The organism is Sphingobacterium sp. 18053 (assembly GCF_902706145.1).
GTDB lineage: Bacteria > Bacteroidota > Bacteroidia > Sphingobacteriales > Sphingobacteriaceae > Sphingobacterium > Sphingobacterium paramultivorum.
In genome coordinates, this window is record NZ_CACSJW010000002.1 from 244,511 (window position 1) to 265,801 (window position 21,291).

General features: G+C 40.4%; 12 protein-coding genes. 2 read left to right on the forward strand and 10 right to left on the reverse strand.

The window, feature by feature from the left end; all coding sequences use genetic code 11:
• Window positions 1-9 precede the first annotated feature (9 nt).
• The 9 genes from GVK91_RS05060 to rhaT all read right to left on the reverse strand — a co-directional run bounded on the left by GVK91_RS05060 (window position 10) and on the right by rhaT (window position 16,632).
• On the reverse strand, window positions 10-1,815 hold the full coding sequence (locus tag GVK91_RS05060) for a fasciclin domain-containing protein (RefSeq protein WP_159727330.1): 1,806 nt from the start codon (window positions 1,813-1,815) through the stop codon (window positions 10-12).
• A gap of 6 nt (window positions 1,816-1,821) precedes the next feature.
• Entirely contained in the window at window positions 1,822-3,279 is a 1,458-nt protein-coding gene (locus tag GVK91_RS05065) for a RagB/SusD family nutrient uptake outer membrane protein (RefSeq protein WP_159727332.1), read from the reverse strand.
• A 9-nt stretch (window positions 3,280-3,288) separates the two neighbouring features.
• On the reverse strand, window positions 3,289-6,549 hold the full coding sequence (locus tag GVK91_RS05070) for a SusC/RagA family TonB-linked outer membrane protein (RefSeq protein ID WP_159727334.1): 3,261 nt from the start codon (window positions 6,547-6,549) through the stop codon (window positions 3,289-3,291).
• 13 nt (window positions 6,550-6,562) lie between these two features.
• Window positions 6,563-8,776 (reverse strand): fasciclin domain-containing protein, encoded by a 2,214-nt coding sequence (locus GVK91_RS05075; RefSeq protein ID WP_159727336.1) that lies wholly within the window; start codon window positions 8,774-8,776, stop codon window positions 6,563-6,565.
• A 240-nt stretch (window positions 8,777-9,016) separates the two neighbouring features.
• Window positions 9,017-10,327 (reverse strand): rhamnogalacturonan acetylesterase, encoded by a 1,311-nt coding sequence (locus GVK91_RS05080; RefSeq protein ID WP_159727338.1) that lies wholly within the window; start codon window positions 10,325-10,327, stop codon window positions 9,017-9,019.
• A 362-nt stretch (window positions 10,328-10,689) separates the two neighbouring features.
• A complete protein-coding gene (locus GVK91_RS05085; protein ID WP_159727340.1) occupies window positions 10,690-12,057 on the reverse strand; it encodes an FGGY-family carbohydrate kinase in 1,368 nt (455 codons plus the stop codon).
• A gap of 13 nt (window positions 12,058-12,070) precedes the next feature.
• Window positions 12,071-13,345: a TIM barrel protein gene (locus GVK91_RS05090; protein ID WP_159727342.1), complete on the reverse strand. Its 1,275-nt coding sequence runs from the start codon at window positions 13,343-13,345 to the stop codon at window positions 12,071-12,073.
• Between the two features lie 83 nt (window positions 13,346-13,428).
• Window positions 13,429-15,537 (reverse strand): bifunctional aldolase/short-chain dehydrogenase, encoded by a 2,109-nt coding sequence (locus GVK91_RS05095; protein WP_153844253.1) that lies wholly within the window; start codon window positions 15,535-15,537, stop codon window positions 13,429-13,431.
• An 18-nt stretch (window positions 15,538-15,555) separates the two neighbouring features.
• The gene (gene rhaT, locus GVK91_RS05100; protein WP_159727344.1) at window positions 15,556-16,632 is read right to left on the reverse strand and encodes an L-rhamnose/proton symporter RhaT; all 1,077 of its coding nucleotides are present in this window, start codon (window positions 16,630-16,632) and stop codon (window positions 15,556-15,558) included.
• Between the two features lie 177 nt (window positions 16,633-16,809).
• Between rhaT and GVK91_RS05105 the strand changes: the two genes are divergently transcribed.
• A complete protein-coding gene (locus GVK91_RS05105; protein WP_159727346.1) occupies window positions 16,810-17,445 on the forward strand; it encodes a 3'-5' exonuclease in 636 nt (211 codons plus the stop codon).
• Complete coding sequence (locus GVK91_RS05110; RefSeq protein WP_153844256.1) at window positions 17,442-19,355, forward strand: DUF294 nucleotidyltransferase-like domain-containing protein; 1,914 nt, start codon at window positions 17,442-17,444, stop codon at window positions 19,353-19,355. Before GVK91_RS05105 ends, GVK91_RS05110 begins: the two co-directional genes overlap by 4 nt.
• Before the next feature lie 10 nt (window positions 19,356-19,365).
• Here GVK91_RS05110 and GVK91_RS05115 read toward each other — a convergent pair whose 3' ends face one another.
• Complete coding sequence (locus GVK91_RS05115; RefSeq protein ID WP_159727348.1) at window positions 19,366-21,285, reverse strand: family 43 glycosylhydrolase; 1,920 nt, start codon at window positions 21,283-21,285, stop codon at window positions 19,366-19,368.
• Window positions 21,286-21,291: the final 6 nt, after the last annotated feature.

Sequence of the window (21,291 nt, forward strand, 5' to 3'; positions counted from 1 at the left end):
TGTATCCTGTTATTTTGGTCTATAAAAAAGTTCACCTGAAATCTGATGAAATCTAGGGTAGTTCTGTTCAAGATCATCTGCGGGGATAAATTGGATCATATCCAGATAGACGGTATTGCTACCACACTTCTTATCTTTGATCGCTTCAAAACGGATGACATGTCGATCAGTCGTCTCGACATTGATAATACCGGCCAAACGGCCAACATTCAATGGAGCTTCACTACCCGATTTTGCCTTGAGTCCACCGGTAATATTATTTACATTGTAATCGCCTACCGTTGCCATGTAACGTTTGTAACCCTGTGCCAGCATCAGATTATCCGCATTTGCATTCGCGAGGTCGCTAACGCCCGAAGCGGTCAGACTTTGATTCAATATGATCGTATTGGGCAGGATTTGTTCATCCCCTTTTCCAGGATTAAACGTCGCTTGAATCTCTGGGGCATCGCCATGCTGGGCATAACAGATCCAGACTTTATACCGTCCTTTTACGAGATATGGAGTCTTAAATTCAATCCATTTTGCTCGCGCACTATTGTTCGCGCAAAGCGACAGACTTAAGAGGTCTCCATTTGCATAAGGGCGCTTCGTTTCTAAGGCTTTATAATAGTAATATCCGTTCGTACCAATGGTCGAAACCGTCAAACTATTAAAGGCAAAAGAATTTGCAATGGTCGCACCATTCGCCACCAATGCCTTCGAACTATTAAAATAGGCGCTTCCCAGTGCGTTGACTAATTCGGGAGAGGTCGCTATATCAAAATACACGGGCACCTGCTGGCGGACCTTAATCTTAAATGGCTGTTTCGCTTCATGCAGCACCCCATTGGACGCCAAGACATCGCTTTGTGATCTGTTGATTTCAGCACCCGCTTCATGAACCCCATTAAACACGTCATCATTCAATAAGATCTGCGCACCTAATAATTTGGTCGAAATAATCTCTTTTGGAGCCAAAGTATAGATCGTATTTGCGGCAACGATGTCTTCCAAGAATTTGATATCGTTGCTTAAATGGTAGGCCATATATAACCACAAACTATCTTTATGGCTTTTTACATTACCAGTCTGTGAATAGGCTGCTTTCATATCCGCATAACTTTTGATTCCCTGTAGCTGCAAAACGGAGTCTGACTCAACAATAGCGGTCTGAAAACGTTTAGCATCCGCCACAGCTACACCGCGTTGATAATATAAAGTATCATAAAACCCAGTCTCTTTTAAAGCCTCGGCAAAAATGGAATAACGAGGATTATTGCCTATCAATTCAGCAAGACTCTGTGCTGGTGGAACCAATACTTTATTTATGGAGTGAATAATGCCGTTACCACAGCTAATATTGGATCTAATAATTTTGGCAGATTTATTAATTCGGTAAATCCCATTTTGCACATCTGTGTATAAATATTCACCTAATAAGCTCGCTGTTTTGATTTTCCCATCAGTAAAACGTGTGCTGCCTACCGTATCCCTAACCACGTGGTATTTGACAAAATCCAATAGCTGCGCATCTGTAAAATCACTCAATCCTGTTTTTCCATTATCTTTGATCCAGGCATTAATGCTCTCATTATTGGGAGCAAACAGTGTGTAGGTACCATACGCACCTAGATAGCCCGCCGTTTTCGAGCGGTATAAGATTTCGGTCAATAAGGAATAATCAGTTTCATGTGCTTCCAAATAACCTGTAATATTCACTTCATCTGAAGTTGAAATTCGATATTTCTCTTTTTGACAGGAAAATATAAGCGCAACAGATAGGACAAACCATGTCCCTATCAGCCAATATTGTTTTCTAAAATTTCTTTTCATAACGATCTATTTTAGGTAAAATGGGTTTTGCTTCAACTGTTTGTCTTTGAAGAGTTCAGTTTCCAAAATGGGAAGATAATGGCTATCCACATCGCGCACTTTATTAATTGCGGATTGGCGTACATTAGCGTCTACAACTTTCGTTACAAGATCTACTAGCACATTGATGTTCGCATAATTATCTTTCTTTGCCAAGCGCAAAAGGTCAAACCAACGTTTACCTTCAAAAGTAAGTTCACGTGCACGCTCAGCGAAGACGAATAGGATGATTCCTTCTAAATCTGTCGCTTCAATATTCGGATCCGTAGCTCTTATGGCTTTACGTTTGATTCGCAAATCCTCCAGAAGTGCCAATGCTTCCGTCCCTCGCCCGAGCTCTGCCAAAGCTTCAGCACGCATCAACATGACGTCAGATACGCGGTAGAGCTGAAAATTGTAGTAGTCGGGTGATTCCGTACCGTATTTTCTCAGATCTCCCGACATACCATACAGGATTCCTTCTCCACGACTGTCGAATAAATCTATATCTGTCCCTTCATTGGAAGGAAAAATCTCATTATTCAAGATATCCACATTGGCTGTGAATGGTCTACGTGCAGTCACGCCAATATTATACATCGGATTTTCACTGGAGTTTTTATGGCTCAACTCCCAAATCGTTTCCATCGTGCCACCATCAAAAATTTCAGGCAGTGCTGCGCCAATTAAACTATATCTTCCAGTTTCTAAAATTTTTGCGGTCTGCTCTTCTACTTTATCGTATTGTTCCAGCCATAGATATACGTCAGCCAACATCGCTCGTACCGCGGGTCTTGTCACCCGACCGGCGTTTGTCGCATTGTAACCCGAAGTATTGACATGGTATTCGGGTATCCAATCCAAAGCCTGCAAGAGATCTTTCTCGATTTGCTTGAGCACTTCATCGCCAGTGGACTGCCCTACAGAAACAATATCGGTGTCTTTGGAGGTGCCTTTTAATTTTAAAGGGGTATCCCGAAAAGTGCGAACTAAATAGAAGTACAAAAAGCTGCGGACAGCTAAAGCTTCCCCCAAATCTGTATTGTATTCTGCCTCTGTAAAAGTAGGATCTGCCAGCTTTGCCTGACCTGCATAATCAATCAGCAGATTACAATTATTTATCGCGGTATAAATAGCACTCCAGTCCGCAATTACATTTGTACTTAAAATATTGTAATTTTTTACCAGGCGATTGTCGTCTGTCGCATAACTTGTCAACCCAACTAGATCGGCCCTAAGTTCGCCCCACGTGAACAATTGCTGTTCAACAGGTCCTGAATTAAGGGAAGAATAGATACCGATTAAGGCCGCATGGACATCCTCCTTTGTTTTCCAAAATTCTGCACGGGTTATTCCATCCTGCGGCTGTAAATCCAGCCATTTATTACAAGAATTGAGTAAAATGCTTCCCGCAGCAACTAAACTCCATAAAATTGTTCTTTTCATAACCTTGCTTTAAAAACGTGCTGTAATACCTAGTGTAACTGTTTTTAATGGCGGTGTCATTGAATTATCCATTAACACAGTAAATGCATCCTTTAACTTTACGGCAACATCAGGGTCTTGACCGGTATACTTCGTCAGCGTAAATATGTTTTCTACGGTCAAATAAGCGCCAAGCCCCTCGATGTGAAATCGCTGCAAGAACTCTTTCGCAAAGTCATACTTTAAGGTGACTGTACGCAAACGTAAAAATGAAGCATCCTCGACATATCGGCTTGATCCCAAAGAATTATATCCAGTTCCAAACAATGCTCGCGGGATATCTGTTATGTCACCATCCTTACGCCATCTGCGCAACACGGCCGTGCTTTGATTGTTATACCCAAGCATATCAGTCGTATTCATTTTGGTTCCATTAATAATTTGAGATCCTTGTCTGTAGTTAAAGAAGGCGCTTAATTTCAAACGTTTATTATATCCCACATTAAATCCAAACCCACCCGTAAGCTTCGGATTACTATTGCCCAAATACACAATATCCTTTTGATCAATCACACCGTCATGGTTGATATCTTCATACATCGCATCGCCCGCCTGGAATACATAATCTACCGTAGGATAATTAAAACGCATATAAATCGTCTCGCCGTCTGGACTCACGATGGCATTTCCTTGTGCATCTTTTGCTATGGTAGCTTCCTGATCTTTGTAAACGCCCAAATAGCGAAATCCATAGAAAGATCCATACGGATTATTCTCCTGGAAATAGGTGAAAAATGTTTTGTTTTTTAATGATGATCTAGCATTTTCGCGCGGATAAAGCGGTGATATCTCGCGGATCACATTTTGATTGTGTGCAATATTGAACGTAAAACTGACATCCCATTTTTTATTACGAATGGGCACCACGGTAAAATTTGCTTCCCAGCCATCATTATCCATTGTACCAACATTCATAGCCAGTCCACTATATCCAGTATAGGTCGGAATCTGAATATTGTCCATCATCAAATCCGTTGTTCTATTTTTATAAATCTCTCCACCAAACATCAAACGGTAGTCGAACATCTCTACATCCATACCCAAATTCTGCTGTGTCACCGTTTCCCATTTTAAGTCGGACAACTCTATATTTTTTGAATAGACACCGTTTTCATCCAAATAAGCATAATCATTGGTGCTATATACATTGATATAAGTATAATCACGTCGAGGAGCATTACCACTGCGTCCCCAGCTTGCTCTTAGCTTAATATCTTTTATGGCGTTAATATCTTTCAAGAAATTTTCCCTTCCGATCTGCCAAGCGGCAGAGAAAGCAGGAAATAATCCATAACGATTATCAGGACCAAATTTTGAGTTGCCATCACCACGCAGACTTGCGGCAAAAACATACTTTTTGTTGAGCATATAATTTGCCTGGATTAAGGCTCCAATTGAGCGCGATTGTGTGGTAACCGATTGTGCATATCCAGTCAAGGTCCGTGACGGTACACTTGGGTCCTGTAGATAGGAAGATGCCGTATTTGTCGAACTCAGTCCTTGAATCGTATAGCGATAATCCGAAGTCAGGAAAGACAAATTGGCTGTAAGCAGATGGTTTTCACCCAATGCAGGCGTAAATAAAAGCCGGGTATTTGTACTCAGTGAAAACTCATCTAAATCTGAGTCCGAAGCCCTATTCACCGTATTTTCCGTAAAAGGTCGGCCTGTTGCCAACTGGGGTAAAAAGAGCTTGGTTTTGTTGTTTCTAATATTTAGCGCTAGTGTACTTACAAATCGCAAGGTATTAGGAATCAATCTATAATCCACATTAAAACGGGTTCCCAAAATATCGCCCAACTGTTTACCAATAGCATTTTGGACCATAGAAAGTGGATTATATGTCCCTGGATAAAATCCTTGCGCCGAAGAAGAAGGATTAAATAGATTACCTGTTAGGTTCCCATATTCATCATATTCCCAAATGGCCTGATTTGGCATCTTACGATAAGCGATATCCCGTACATTAGCATGATAAAGATTATCATTGTCGACGTGTGTATATGAAACGTCCGACTGAAAGCCGATGCGCTCTGAAACCACATAATCTAGATTGATACGAGCAGATAGACGATTTAGACCTGTTCCAATAGTTGTTCCTTCTTGATTAAAATAACCTATTGAGGCCAGATAGCGTGCTTTTTCACCGCCACCACGTACCTGGAGATTATGATCTTGAAAATACCCCAACTGTGTAATGGCATCTACCCAGTTGGAATTGTTACTATAGTTGTGATATATATAGGTGTTATTCGGATCGTACTGGAACTGCTGCGCATTGTCTGTCGTTGAAAAGACCTTCCCTGCATTATAGAATTCTTCAGACAACAAGGTCGAGTACTGATCACCATTCAATAGTGGAATAGATTCAGGTTGCTTTGAAATAGATCCTTTGAAAGTATATCCCAACGTGGGAGCACTAACGGTTCCGCGTTTGGTTGTGATAACCAATACCCCATTTGCTCCACGCGATCCCCAAACAGCAGTTGCAGCAGCATCTTTTAATACCGAGATGTCCTGAATATCAGATGGTGCAATATTTAAAAGCTGCCCATATGCATTATCATCAGAAGTTGCAAAATTGAAATCGTCCGGAATGGTAATATCATAAGGCATACCATCAACCACAATAAGCGGGTCTGTTGCCCCATTTAAAGAAGATGTACCGCGAATCCGGATCTGCATCCCAGCCCCAGGATCGCCTGATACCGTAGTGATATCAACTCCTGGCAGCCTTCCCTGCAACGCTTGATCAACAGACACAGATTGCATTTCGGACAGCTCATCCATGCTAATCGTTGAGATCGCTGCTGTATTGCGTTCTTTCGAAATCCCCATACCCGTGCCGTCATTGACAGGTTTTGACTTTGAGATAACAACCTCATCAATCACATTATTTGTCGATTCAATCTGCACATTGATCGTTTTCCTATCCCCTACAGCAATCGCACCTGAAGATTTATAGCCCGTGTAGGAGACCGCCAGTTTCAAGCCTTGCATTCGAGCTCTAAGACTATAGTTCCCCTCAACATCTGTAGTCGTTCCGACAATTGTGCGGTTATCATTATCTTTTAAGACAACTGTTGCTCCGGCGATGGGTTGTTTTGTTCCCTTTTCGGTTACCTTTCCGGTGAGCAAAGCCGCATTATTTTGCGCGTAAACTCCTCCTCCCCAGAAAGTCATCCATACTATGCACCCTATTAAAATCAAATAGTTTATCTGTTTCATCATGTTTTCGGTTAGATTACAGGCCATGCTTTAAATATCCTTTGAGAGAATGTATCAATACGCGCTGTCCAAGTTGATTACTCTGCACGACATCAGCTTCAACGGTTCGGTTAAGATTATCCATCACCTGCAACTTATTAACCAGGTTGACAGCAACCTGTATTGATTGGGCATCCCCGTCTACATTTTTACAAAGCGACTGAAAGAATCCCGTCTTCTTTCCATCGATTGCAAATGAATTTCGCGCAATATGATATTGAATAAACCGGGTTATTTTATCTATAGACGCTTGATCTGCTGGAGCGGATGATGCTGGCAAATCGTTGTTTGCAACCGCATTGGCTATAGCGTCATTGTTAGGAATAAGCAGCGTATAATTCAATCCGAGTTCTATTCCTTTGACAACTCCATCTGTAGCCGAATAAAGTGTGCTTGCAATAAGATATTTATAAAATGAATTGAATGGAGAGGAGGCCTGATCCGCTCCAATATTTTTAAGAAAAAATCCAATATTGGTATTCGATGAAGCCAATCCTCCGTTAAGATAGACCGCAACGCCATTTAATGGCCCCGAAAGGTTATTTCCAATACTGATTGAATCAATGCGGATTTGCTGTGTTTCCGTTGGGCCATCCAAAGTTCCGCTAGAAGACATTTTCATCTGGTTAAACTTTACATACTCACCTGCATAGCTTTCCAATATTCCCTTTCCCGTTAAATCAGGCAAGGGATCGTTTCCTAATGGAATAATATGAGCCATCAGCACCTCTCGCATTTCCGGGGTGCCATTTCCGCCATTAAAACGGATCGGGTCTGAGGTATTATAGGCATCATAGTCAAAGCCCATTTCATATAACTTCTGATCCGATACGAGGATCAACATATAACGAATGGTTGGAATCTTTAAGGTCAAATTCATGCTCATGCGTTCCAATGCGCGACGCATGAAGCTATACTTAGGATCCAATAAAACATTGCCATAGACGGAGTGGAAGACATTGGCCTGTTGACACGCGTCTATACCATAAAATGCACCATTGCTCAACAATTTTGTCTCTTTGATATTGGCCTTTGTCACCTTAGGCAGCTCACCGACAAAGTTTTGCGCTTGGGAGAACTGGGATGGCCACACCTGTGTATTATACAGATGAGAATTTACAAATTCTGTTAAGACAGCAGGATTTGTATAAAAAAGATCTTTTAACGTGGTGCCTTGGGGGTAATACTTTAACAATACACGTTTAGCGTAATTACTTACAGCCTCATTGGTGGGTACCGTGATCGAAAAATTATTGGTTTGGGCATCGTTGGGATCTTCCTTTGCATAATTTTCATTGTTGAGCGCCAAACCAATCCCTGCATATCCTTTAACAAATACAGAATCCTTTTCCCCGGTAAGCACCTCATTCTTCCGTGTTATCTCCGCATTATATGTATAAGAGGCAAAAAAATCCAGAATTGATTTAAATGTGGAGTAACTAATATTATCGCGAAGGTATTGATCGATACTCTTCTCCGCAATCAAAACTTTATTCACAACATGGATATAGCCATTCTCCGCGGAGATATTGCTTCTTGCAGGATCAATTTCAGCTGATCCAACGTTCAACCCCGTATAGCTGCTGTTAGGATAAAATGACTGATAATCTATAGCACCCAAACCACGCTGGTTCATGTAAGCATCAAAAAAATAGCTAATGTGTTTATTATTGTTATCCGTAGTTGCATAAGCTACATTAGGACCGCGATTTGCTGAGACAAAACGTCTAATCTTGCCATTCCCTAAATCCTCTTTTTCAACAAAGTCATAGTATACAGATCGACGTCGAAAAGCAAAACCTTGCTGCCAACCTTTTGCTGAAAAATAATCGTTCAGCTTTTCAAGTCGTTCACCGTCATAAATCATCGAAGAACGCACAATCTTCTCGGCCAGTTTCGCATCGATCTTTGATACATCACTAATACCATTTTCCTTCATAAATTGATCAAAGGCCTGATCAGTGGGTGCAAACACCGTCCAAGAACCCGCAGTCCCGAGTGTATTTTTATAGCCAGACAATTCAATGCAGCTCAGGTACTTCTTAAAGTCGCCCATTGAATCGAGCTGCTGGTAAATTGGGCTTGCCAGCCAATCGGGTCTACCATAGTAGGCGTCAAAGGCTTCCTTCCTACATGACACTACCGTAATCAATAGTGCAATCCAAAATAGGTTAAATTTGGATGATAACATAGTAAATGTATTAGGTCAATAATTTGATTAATAATAAATTACGGCAAGTGCTCGTTGAGATACTTCAAATAATACGTTTTATGAAGCTAAAGTTTGTTCTTTTGCGGTTCATAATTGGTGTAACAAATATATGTCTAAAAGACATTTGTACCAACCTGCACTATCCTGTCTAAATGAGCAAATAGAACATAAAAAAGGTCGGACAAATACTGCCCGACCTTAACGTTATATCAATACAAATTAATTGCCATCTGGTTTGATAACACTATTGATCAAACTTGGTGGCCAATACCAAGTTTTAAAATCATCTGGTTGCTGCGGATCAAAGCCCTGAAAATCGACGATATGGTCTGCTATCTTCAAGTTGTTTTCTTTAATTCCTGTGAGCACCATTTTAGCGATCTCATAGGCACCATAGGGATTGAAATGGGTATTATCGGCAAGATCATTTTCTTGATTTGGAAAAGTATGCGCGGGGTAGTGAACAAATGCTCGTTTAGACTGCTCAACTCCTAATGCCTCGTAAAACAAACTCGTTTTCTGATTAAGATCTATTAAAGGCACTTGAAGTTCTGCTGCGACCTTCCGAGCCGCATCGGGAAAATCACCTAATGTCTGCAACAGTTTTCCTTGTTCATCAAATGCTCGCCGTGCTGTGGAGGTTAAGATAACTGGCAGGCCACCTTTTGCACGGAATTCACGTACAAAATAACGTAAACGATCACTATAGCCCTTATAAGCACCTGCATTTTCTCCTTTTTCCTTTTGATCATTGTGCCCAAATTCAATAAATAAATAATCTCCGGGCTTGGCGACAGAGAGAATTTTTTCCAATCTTTTTGAGGACAAAAACGAACTTAGTGCTAGTCCAGATTCCGCATGATTAGCAATGGCCACACCTGTATCAAAAAATCGAGGAATCATTTGTCCCCAAGACGCCCAGGGCTCATCCTCTTGATTAACTACCGTCGAGTTCCCCGCTAAAAATACAGTCGGGACATTGCTTACTGACTCGATTCGAATGGTCGAAATACAATTTGTTTGCTGGAACTCCAAAGTCAACTTATTATCCCAGTCGAGTTTTTGCAGCTCCCTTGGCTTCTTCAATGCTACAGTTTCGCCAGAAGCAATCTTTGGATCTTTGATATGTACAATAAAGGTCCTATCGAAAGATTTATTAGGTAATACCTCTTGGTTTTCAATCTGCAGCCTACGGGATTCAGACCGTACAGTACTGCGGTAAGGCTTATCGTTCAAACCCTGATAGGTAATCGTAATTTTATAATTGCCTTCAGGAACCCTTACCGAAAAATAAAATGGCTTTTCGCTGAAAAGGCTTTTATTCTTTGAATTAATCCTGACATCTTGTTCTGTTGAAAATTCAAAACCATACCCTTGCTTATCCTTATAGGCTTGTGCTTCCCTTAAAGAAATTACAGTCTGGTTTTTCTTAGTACCACCAAAGCGAAATTCCCTGACAATCTGTTCGGCAAATAAAACATGGCAACAGACCTGTATAAAAAATGTGATCGTTAAGATTAGTCTCTTCATCTCTAAGTTTTATTAATTTAGGAGGCTCAAATATAATTTTTCCAATTGATCAGACCACCCTGCGCTTACCTGTGCCTCCCTTTCGCCAACAGTTCAGGACAGCTAATCGCTCAATTTTCCGCACCTTTAATCATCATATAATAATTGGTATCATTATTCATAATTTTAGGTTTTTAATAAATAAAAGGTTTCCTCTGCTCTATCTGGAAACCTTTTATTTTTTTGAAACTCTTACTGATAAGATAAAGATGCTCCTACTTGCCGTACCTATTAGGATAAAAATAGGCCAGACAACGAATTGCCTGACCTCTCACGATAACTAATAAAAAAACTAAATTTTTACCTTAACTCCAATTTTATAATCAATGTAGTTGCTGTTTGGTTCTAAAGTAGCGTAACTCAATGATATCATTTGGTATAGCCTGCGTATTCCAATGATCATGAATAACCAGAGCTGCTCCAAGAGCTGTCGCCTGGGCCATTGATGCACCAAAAACTTCACTATTTGGAAAAGCTTGGGCCAACAGCGTCATATAGATCAAATTACGACTAAATCCGCCGTCCACGAATATACGTTGAGCACCATTAGGCCGTAAAATCAGTTCCGTCGATTTTATCTGTGCTTTCACCAAATGCATCATAAAAACATGGTATGCTTCAATATAGCTAGAAAAATGACTCAAATCAATCGATGCGAAAGCTGATAGCTCATCGGAAATATCCAGTGCCTGATATTTTTCAATAATATCCCACTGCAGGCCGATCTGCTTAAACTTACCAGTCGAAACCTGGAAAAAATTCGCAATACGTTTCACTTGCTCCTCATGTTCATAACCGGCAAAAAGCCGGGATGCTTTTACTGGTTTGCCTGTATAGGTCATATACTGCAAGCAATCTTTGCTCAGTTCTTCTTTTGTCAACGGTTCGTTATTAAATGGATTGAAGGAAATGCACCAAGTTCCTGTCGAAATTAAAACAAAAGGTTCATGAAAATTCAACAGATAGGGAATCAATGCCGAAGAACTATCGTGCAAGCCGCTACCTACTAAATAACCACTCCCAGGAAAAGTCGCCCGAAACAATCGATCACCTTGTACAATGGGTGCCATTTTTTGTAGAATACCGGTATCAAAGACCCACTGATGATAATTATTTTTCTCAAAATCCCACAGTGCTGTATGACAACCTATACTTGTCATATCGGCATAGGGTTGTCCTGAAATTAGATAACTCAAATATTGTGGAAGATGTAATGCCCATTTGACGTCCTTAAATAATGCCGGTTTTAGTTTAAACAAACGATAGATCTGTAGTCCAGAATTGAGACTTCCCAAACTCGGAGAGGAAGTTTCTAATGCGAATCGATCTTTTCCGCCATATTGTGCATAAAACGATTCCAACAGTTTCTTTGGGTATTCTTTCAAATAATTATATAATGGTGTTAAAGGCCGTCCATCTTTATCAATGTAGACAAAACTCGCTCCATACGAAGTAAAATTTATCGCCTTGATTTCAAACTCACCTTTCCGAAACACTTCATGCAAGGAATCGAAAACGGACAAACGTAAACTTTCTAGATTTTCACAGCTATCCCCATCCTCATCCGTAGTTTCTAAAAAACGAGCAGACCTCTCAAAAACAATCTGATACTGCTCATTAAAGAGAAATAATTTCTTGTTAGTCTTACCAACATCAAATATGGCAACTACTGGTATTGGTTTCCCCTTCATTCTTTTTCCTTAATTACAAACCTGTAGCTACAGAATTTATTCCACGTTCTTCGATAAGTTTGTTGCGTAAATTTTCCTCATTGAACAATTGAACCGGATTTAAAGCAGCACCACTTCTCAACCGAGCTTCCGCCACAAGCGGTCTGACATCTGTACGGAAAGCATCCTGTAATATTTCCTGGGCCTTCACAATATCGTTAGTTTGCTGTGCCTGTTTCAGTGCTTTACGATCGACCAGCAATGCTTGAGCATACGCGATCTTAATTGCTTCTACTGACTGTAAAAGATCGACTAACGGATCTTTCAGATTATGAGAAGCATCGATCATCCAGCCCTGCCCTGTTGCATGATCTATCCCATTCAAATCCATACCATCAACCAGTTCGTTGAATATCAAGAATAACTGATAAGGTTTTATACTACCCGCTGTAAGATCGTCATCCGCATATTTACTATCGTTAAAATGGAATCCACCAAGTTTACCCTCCATAAGTAACAACGAAACAATTTGTTCAATGTTGGCATTTGGCAAATGGTGTCCCAAATCAACGAGTGTATATGCTTTAGGGCCTAATTTATTGGCCAATAGTAAAGACTGCCCCCAGTCTCCGATTGTTGTTGAGTAGAAATAAGGTTCAAAAGCCTTGTATTCAACAAACAATTTCCAGTCGTCTGGTAGGTGCTTATAAATTTCACTTAAGCTAGACAATGTATTTTGAAATGCCTCTCTAAAATTCAACTGTCCTGGAAAAGATGAACCATCAGCTAACCAAACTGTAAGGGATTTAGAGCCCAACGCTTTGCCATAATTGATGACCTCAATATTGTGGGCTATGGCTTGTTCACGAACTTTAGGATTTACATGGTGAAGCGAACCAAATTTATAGCTATGTTCTTGTCCAGCCTGGTCTTGAAATGTATTGGAATTCACTGCATCAAATGCAATACCGAGTTTAGATGCCAATGATTTGATTTTTTCTGCATCTGAAGGAATATCCCAAGGTATATGCAAGGAAATAGCTCCGCTTGATTTGTTGAGCGCGTGTAATAAGCCTACATCCGCTAACTTTTGTTCCAAAGTTCCAGGTTCACCTGCTCCGGAAAACCGTCCAAATCGGGTACCACCTGTCCCTAATGCCCAGCTTGGGATGGCAATTTGAAATTTCTGGAGTTTGTCCAAAATTTCCTCTGTGTTTGAAATATCTGCCGATACATAGTCAAAAGCTCGTGTATGTTTCTCCGCTAATTGGTTATTGTGCTGATCTATAATTTGTGTATCAAGAATCATAATATTACTGGTTATCGTGTAAAAATTCGAAAGGTGTCGCGCACATTTTTCCCTTTCTGAGCGCGACACCTAAGATATAAAAATTAGCGTACAAACGCCATTGCAACACCTCCGTCAACGTTTAAAACATTTCCCGTAGATTTGCTCAACAGTCCTCCCACAAAAGCGAAACAGGCGTTCGCAATATCTTCAGGAAGAATGACCTGATTCAACAAGGTCCGTTTTGCATAATAGGCTGGCAATTCGGCAACTGTGATACCATAGGCTTTAGCACGGCCTTCTGCCCAGCCACCAGCCCAGATATTGCTATCTGAAATAACCGCATCGGGATTGACAACATTGACACGTACTCCCGCTGGCCCTAATTCTGCCGCACACAAACGACTTAAGTGTAGCTGAGCTCCTTTTGCACTCCCATAGCCAGTATTGTTCGGACCACTAACCAAAGCATTTTTGCTAACAATATTAATGATATCTCCCCCGATTTCCTGTGCTTTTAATACAGAAGTAGCTCCTTGCGTAACTAGAAATTGCCCCTTCACTAATACGTTGTACAACAAATCCCAATCTTTCTCTGTATGATCTTCGATTGTTTTGGAAATTGATAGTCCAGCATTATTAACGATAATATCAATACCTCCAAAAGCTAAAGCAGCTTCTTTCAACGCTTCTTTAATTGATTCTGCGTTCGTTACATCCAAAATCGTCGTAATAACGGAATCCTTCCCAAAATCGGTAATAAATTCGTCTTTACTTGACTCCAGGCGCTGGGTATTGATATCATTTAAGATGATTACGGCGCCTTCTTGAGCCATCTTTTTAGCGATTGCTTTCCCGATACCGCCACCGCTTCCAGTGATCAAAGCAATTTTTCCCGACAAAGCCTTTGGTTTTGGCATACGTTGAAGCTTAGCTTCTTCCAATAACCAATACTCAATATCGAATGCTTCCTGACGAGGTAAAGCGGTGTATTCACTTACTGCTTCTGCTCCTTTCATGACGTTGATCGCATTGGTATAGAATTCTGCTGCCACACGTGCCGTTTGTTTGTCTTTCGCAAATGCGAACATACCTACACCTGGGTACAGAACAATTACCGGGTTTTTATCACGTACAGCTGGACTGTTTTCATGTTTGCAGTTTTCATAATATTGCGCATACATTTCACGGTAATCTTCGAATAATGGCGTCAATTTCGCTTTGAGCTCCTCAACGTTGTCTAAATCTTCGGATTTATCCAAATCCAATACCAATGGTTGGATTTTAGTCCTTAAGAAGTGGTCTGGACAACTGGTACCTAGCGGAGCCAAACGACCTAAATCATTGGAATTGATAAATTCCAATACACGATCATCATCTGTAAAATGTCCGATCATATGGCGCTCACTGGAACAGAAACCTCTTAAAACAGGCGCAAGTTTGGCTGCTTGTGCGGTTCTTTCTTCCTTGCCCAAGCTAGTCACTTTCTGTCCACCAAAGACGGGTGCTTTTTTACCATAGTTTTGCTCAAGATATTCCGCACAAGCTTCGATTACATCCAAGGAATTGATATAACATTCATAGGCCGTATCGCCCCAAGTAAACAAACCATGTGAGCCCAAAATAATACCGCGGATACCCGGATTTTCTTCTAAGCAAGCGCGTAATTCCAGACCTAGATCGAATCCAGGACGTTGCCAATCAACCCAGCCAATGGTACCATTGAAAAGTTCTTGTGTGATTTTTTTTCCATCCTTAGCAGCTGCTATGGCAATCGCTGCATCGGGATGTAAATGGTCGATATGTTTAAACGGTAAAAAGCCATGCAATGGTGTATCGATTGATGGAGCTTTAGAAGCAAGATCATAGATACAATGATTAAACAATTCAACCATTTCATCTTCGTACTCCAATCCGCGATAGACATTTTCCAAATTACGTAGACGTTGGAGATACAAAGCCGCCAAACCTGATTTTTTCAAGGTTCCAATATCGCCACCAGACCCCTTAATCCACATCACCTCGACTTCTTCGCCTGTCAAAGGATCTTTTTCCGAAACCTTACATGAGGTATTACCTCCACCATAATTTGTGATCCTTAAATCTGCACCTAAAATATTCGAACGATATAGCAATAAAGCGACTTCATCACCGCTTAGTGCCCGGGCTTTTTCATCGTCCCATAAATAATTGACATGTTTGTACGTTTTCACTGCTTCTATATTTAAATATTAATTTTCTAATGTCTTCGCAAACCCTACAATGCAAATAGAGATGATAATGGTCACGATCCCGCCTATGATTGAGCGATATGTTGAACGGTCAACACCTTTCCACTCCTTGAGCACAACACCCCATGCATTTGAAATAAGAATAATAAAGGCCATGTGGAGTATCCAGGAGCTGGCTCCATTTCCTAAACGGCTTTCCCCCATACCATAAAAGAAAAATTGCAAATACCATGTGGTCCCGGCTATAGCACATAAAAGGAAATTTTTAGCTTTTGGCACATCGGACTTTGTATAATCCCCAAAAGTTCTATTCTTAAACAATAAGTAAAGGCACCAAAGAAAGTTCGTCACAAAGCCACCCCAAAGAATGACGATATACGTTACATTGTTCTGATACAGGAATTCACCTTGATTAGGATTAGATGTTTTCCATAAGGTGTTCGCCACATCGGCCATTGGTTTTCCAGCCTCAATTCCAAAATTGAAACAGGCACTTAATATTCCGGAAATAATAGCCACGACGATCCCTAGCCCAAAATTGTAATCTGATTTGCTCTCGGCTGATAATGCAGATAAATGTTTTTCCTTGGAAACACCCGCCTTACCACATAGAAATACACCTAGCACGCAGGCTAAGAGCCCAATGAGGATACAGATACCTGAATGTGTTGTAAAAAAATAATCTATCCCATGCTTCCCCTCTGTCCTATTGAAAAAATAATAAATACTCGGCATCAAGGATCCAAAAACCATGCTAAGCCCTAAAATGATACTGCTCCCAAGGGATACTCCCAGATAACGCACGCCGAGTCCATAAGTAAGTCCACCTATTCCCCAAAGTAATCCAAATAAAAAAGTGTACCCTAAGATCGAGTTATTCGTATCTCTGATAATCTCCAAAAAATTGGGAATTGTCAAAATAGCGGCTATAGGTGGTACAATAATCCATGAAAAAAGGCCACCCAAAATCCACATAGATTCCCAAGACCAGCCTTTCACTTTCTTATACGGCACATAAAAACTTCCAGACGCGAAACCGCCTATAAAATGAAATATAACTCCGAAAACAGCATTCATTGTGTATCTTTTTAGGTATTACAAAAACTAAATTAAATGATTTGATGGGAGGAACTGTTATGCACTGTTATGCCACATAACCAAGACAGTTGCTCTATACAAGATAATTTATTTAAGCGGCATCTACAGCTTACAGTAAATTTTGATTACTTTTAATTAGTTATTATCGATAATTCATTGAAAAAATATTTATTATTCTTAGATACAGAAACATCTGGCTTACCGAAAAAATGGGGCAAAAAATACACAGACAACGATAATTGGCCGCATGTACTACAATTGGCTTGGATCATTTTTGATGAGGAACAAAATGAGGTGAAGCGTACGAACAAATATATCTATGAGCCCCTGATTCCAATCAGTCCAGCCTCGGAACAGATACATGGATTGACCCCGCCTTTTTTAATGAAGCATGGCGAAAAGAAAAAAGAGGTACTACGCAAGCTAAGTCATGACATCAAAAAATATAAGCCACAGATTGTTGGGCATTTTCTTTCCTTTGACCTACAGGTGCTGGCGGCAGAATTCTATCGATCCAATTTACCTTTCCCTTTCGATGGGACAAACTACTTTTGTACATTATTGCATAGCAAAAGGTACGTAAGAAATCCCAATATGGTCCATCTTCCGCTTTCTTTATTACACGAATCTCTTTTCTCCGAAATCCCTGAAAATATGCACAATGCAGAGAAAGATGCCGAGATTACCGCGAAATGCTATTTCGAAATGATTCAACGAAACGAACTGTCCCATCAAGACATTCGAGACCAGCAAATAGAATTCGATAAAATCTTCCAAATACAGTCCCCATGAAAAATCCCGAAAGTATCCTTTCCCTACTGAAATCAACCCAACCTTTCCAAGTATTACCAGAAACCCTACAGCTCAGTATTATAGATATATTCTACGAACATCGTTTCTCCAAAGACACACTTGTCTATCGACAAAACATCACAGACATGGAAGGGGTTGACTTAATCCTAGAAGGGGAATATGAAACGTTTTTTCTGGATGACTTAGACAATAAAAGATTAGTAGAGATCCACCGTCAACCTTATTGTTTTGGCGGAATTTCGGTGTTATTGAATCGAACAAAAGCGTTAAAATCTGTCATCGCAAAAAAGGGGACGATTATCTATCGATTACCGCGGAAAAATTTTATTGAGCTATGTAATGCAAACGAAGAGTTCTTCCATTTCTTCACCAATTCATTTGGAAAAAGGATGTTAGACGAGGAGTTTTCACACTTTGTCAAATCCCCTGCCTCTTTTGAGGAAAGCTACTTTGCAGCAGATCAATTGTATTCGCGAAAGATAGAACATATCACCTATAAAGATATCGTTGCCTGCGCTGGTGATACGCCCATTTTTGAAGTTGCAAAGACAATGGCCAGACAAAAGGTAAGTTGTGTCTTTATCAAAGACGAAAATGATATTATCGGTTATGCCACCGATATGACCTTACGGGATAATGTCGTTGCTCAACAAATCGCTGTCGACCGCGCGATCATCGAAGTGATGGACAACCCAATTGTGAGTATATCCGATCAAGCTTACCTCTATGAGGCTGTACTAAAAATGTTCCGAACGAAATCAAGGTACCTGCTCGTTGAAAAAGAAGGAAACTACGTTGGGTTCTTAAGTCGTAATAGGTTATTGAGTGAGCAAGGACAATCTCCGCTTGTATTTATTCAATCGGTCAAACTAGCAGAAACTTTGGACGAATTACGTGAAAAGTGGAACAACGTCCCAGAAATTATCCATCAACTGCTCGGCAGAGGAGTAAATGCCGAAATTGCCAATCAGGTGATTACAACTGTAGCGGACAGTATTGCACTGAAAGTAATCGAAAAAGTAATCGAAGAGATGGGCGAACCGCCGGCAAAATTTGTCTTCATGGTGACCGGAAGTGAAGGCCGAAAAGAGCAAACCCTGATGACGGATCAAGACAATGCGATTATTTATGAAGATAAAGCCAATGAACAGCGCGAGCTCGTCCGAGACTACTTCTTGAACTTTGCAAGTCGTGTATCTGATCACTTAAATACAATAGGTTTCAGCTATTGCACTGGAGGATATATGGCCAGCAATCCTGAATGGACACATTCGCTTTCACATTGGAAAAACAACTACAAAAAATGGATCGAGGAAAGCATCCCCGAAAATGCAATTAAGTTCTCCACATTCTTTGACTGCCGACGATTGTATGGCGACCAAGAGATTATAGATCAACTTAAAGAGTTTCTAAATGTCGAATTACAAAAACCTAATGAGCGCTTTTTTACATTTATCGCAAAAAATGCACTACAGTATGAACCTCCTCTGACATTTTTTAAGGCTATAAAAACGCAAACCATCGGATCGTCTGAAGTCTTCAACATCAAAAAAGCTATGACACCTATTGTCGATTTGGTTCGTGTATATGCCCTCAAAAACCGAATTTATGAGGAAAATACCGGTGGGAGACTCAAACAGCTGCTCGATTTGAAAATTTTCACGCAGGAACAGTATGAAGAGTTGCATCAATCTTACTATTATCTGATGTCGATTCGCCTGAAAAATCAAGCGAATCAGATTCGGATAGCCAAACTAAGTCCAAACAACTATGTACCGATGGACAGCTTGACAAATATTGAAAAGGCAACCATTAAGGAAATATTTAAAACGATCAATAACTTTCAGCTGGGGATTAAAGTAAAATTTACCAGTAACCTCTTTGGGTAATAAGCCCATTTTAATGGCTCGGTACGACTGGAAGAATTTTCCCATCTGGACCAAACTGCAATTTGTCCATACACACTTCGCGGTTATATCCAGCAGCGTCGCCCATCGTAATTCCCTTGGGATAGTTAAATCGATGGTAAACAATGTACCATTCGTCTTTTCCAGGCAACTGCAATACAGAATTGTGTCCAGTACCGTAAATTCCATGGGCAATATCTTTCTGTAGGATAAGATTATCTTCGGGGATTTGAATAGGTCCCAAAGGAGAGGTCGAAGTGCCATAACGAACCCGATAATTCTCGCTACGTGTATCATTTTCCGACCATAGGAAATAATAAATTCCGTTCCGAAAAAAGACATATGTTCCTTCACGGAATGTTCTATCGGGGGTCAATAATTTGATCGTATTCTCCTTGATTGTGATCATGTCCTTATTGAGTTCGGCTACAGCAAGATGACCATTTCCCCAATAAAGATAACTCTTATTGGTTTTAGGATCAGTGAAAACAGCCGGATCGATCTCTTGGCCTCCCTTTACGCCATTTGGTTTGAAGTCTATCAGCGGTTTACCGGAATCCTTAAAAGGCCCGGTTGGCGAGTCTGCTACTGCAACACCGATTTTCTGAGCTGCTGTAAAATAATAATAATATTTATACCCACCCCTGACTTTCTTTTCTGCGATCGTCGGTGCCCAGGCATGGTGGTTGCCCCATACTACATCTTTTTTTAAATCTAATATTACCCCCTCATCTTTCCATTCTTTCAAATCAGTAGAAGAAAAGGTTTTGAAGTAATAGCCGCCCCAACCGTCAAAGCCATCACTCGTTGGATAGATATAATATTTCTTTGTCTTATTAGAGTACAATACATCCGGATCCGCATAAAATCCCTCCAATATAGGATTTTTCACATTGTTCAAGGTGATATCAGCTGGTTTTCCCCAGTGTTGTATCAATTTATTCAACTCATTTCTTGAAAGCGGTAAAATAGTGCCATGTCTAGGATTAAAATCCATATCAATCTGTTGATCTATTGCTTTAAAATGATCTAGATCCTGAGATTCACAAAACTGGTATTTCCCCTTTTTATAAACATCATACATCAAGATATAGGTGTCTGATTGATTGCGTTTAAAAATCCCAGATCCTTCAACATCGTCTGCTGTTACCTGTTTATAACCAGGTTGTTCAACCCATTTCCCCGAAGTCAATGAATCTGTGATCGCCTGTTTTATTCCTTTCCCATTCCCCTCAGTTTTATAAAACAAATGGAATAAACCGTTTTTAACAATAATATCCCCATCTATACAAGATTGACCGTTTTTAGGCAAGAACAACACCTTAGGTTCACCCTCTAGATCCGTAAAATCGCGATTAGCATAGGAATAATAAATCACATCGGGTTGATCTCCATATTTCATGGACCAGTAAACCATATATTTACCTACGCTTGGATCAAATATAGTCTGGGGCGCCCAAACCCTTTTTAAGTCTTTCTGCCCTTGATAACGCTGTTGAATATTAATCACATGATGCTCCCAGTGGATCAAATCTGTAGATTTTAACAAAACCATGGCCCGGTTAGAATCCCATCCTTTGGATGCCGTCATATCCGTTAGCACCATGTAAAACGATTTTCCGTCCTCGGCCCGTAAAATATGTGGATCCCTTACGCCACCTGTACTGCTGATGCGTTTAGAATCCAATATGGGCTGATTATTGTTCAGTGCCCTGAATGTATAACCGTCAGTACTAATCGCAAAACATACGGCCTCATCCGCAATTGCATTACCTTTAAAATAGGTAAATAGATAACCCGCGAAATCTTTTTCCGATGGTCCAGCTTTATATTCCTGTGCCGATACAGAACACAAGGCAGCCATCACCAAACCAACAACTCCCATGAGGGATATCAACTTTCTTTTATTCATAAAAAA

Excerpts from the sequence above, each read along its gene's own strand:
- GVK91_RS05060 (WP_159727330.1), bottom strand. The coding sequence starts at position 1,815 with ATGAAAAGAAATTTTAGAAAACAATATTGGCTGATAGGGACATGGTTT.
- GVK91_RS05065 (WP_159727332.1), bottom strand. The coding sequence starts at position 3,279 with ATGAAAAGAACAATTTTATGGAGTTTAGTTGCTGCGGGAAGCATTTTA.
- GVK91_RS05070 (WP_159727334.1), bottom strand. The coding sequence starts at position 6,549 with ATGATGAAACAGATAAACTATTTGATTTTAATAGGGTGCATAGTATGG.
- GVK91_RS05075 (WP_159727336.1), bottom strand. The coding sequence starts at position 8,776 with ATGTTATCATCCAAATTTAACCTATTTTGGATTGCACTATTGATTACG.
- GVK91_RS05080 (WP_159727338.1), bottom strand. The coding sequence starts at position 10,327 with ATGAAGAGACTAATCTTAACGATCACATTTTTTATACAGGTCTGTTGC.
- GVK91_RS05085 (WP_159727340.1), bottom strand. The coding sequence starts at position 12,057 with ATGAAGGGGAAACCAATACCAGTAGTTGCCATATTTGATGTTGGTAAG.
- GVK91_RS05090 (WP_159727342.1), bottom strand. The coding sequence starts at position 13,345 with ATGATTCTTGATACACAAATTATAGATCAGCACAATAACCAATTAGCG.
- rhaT (WP_159727344.1), bottom strand. The coding sequence starts at position 16,632 with ATGAATGCTGTTTTCGGAGTTATATTTCATTTTATAGGCGGTTTCGCG.
- GVK91_RS05110 (WP_153844256.1), top strand. The coding sequence starts at position 17,442 with ATGAAAAATCCCGAAAGTATCCTTTCCCTACTGAAATCAACCCAACCT.
- GVK91_RS05115 (WP_159727348.1), bottom strand. The coding sequence starts at position 21,285 with ATGAATAAAAGAAAGTTGATATCCCTCATGGGAGTTGTTGGTTTGGTG.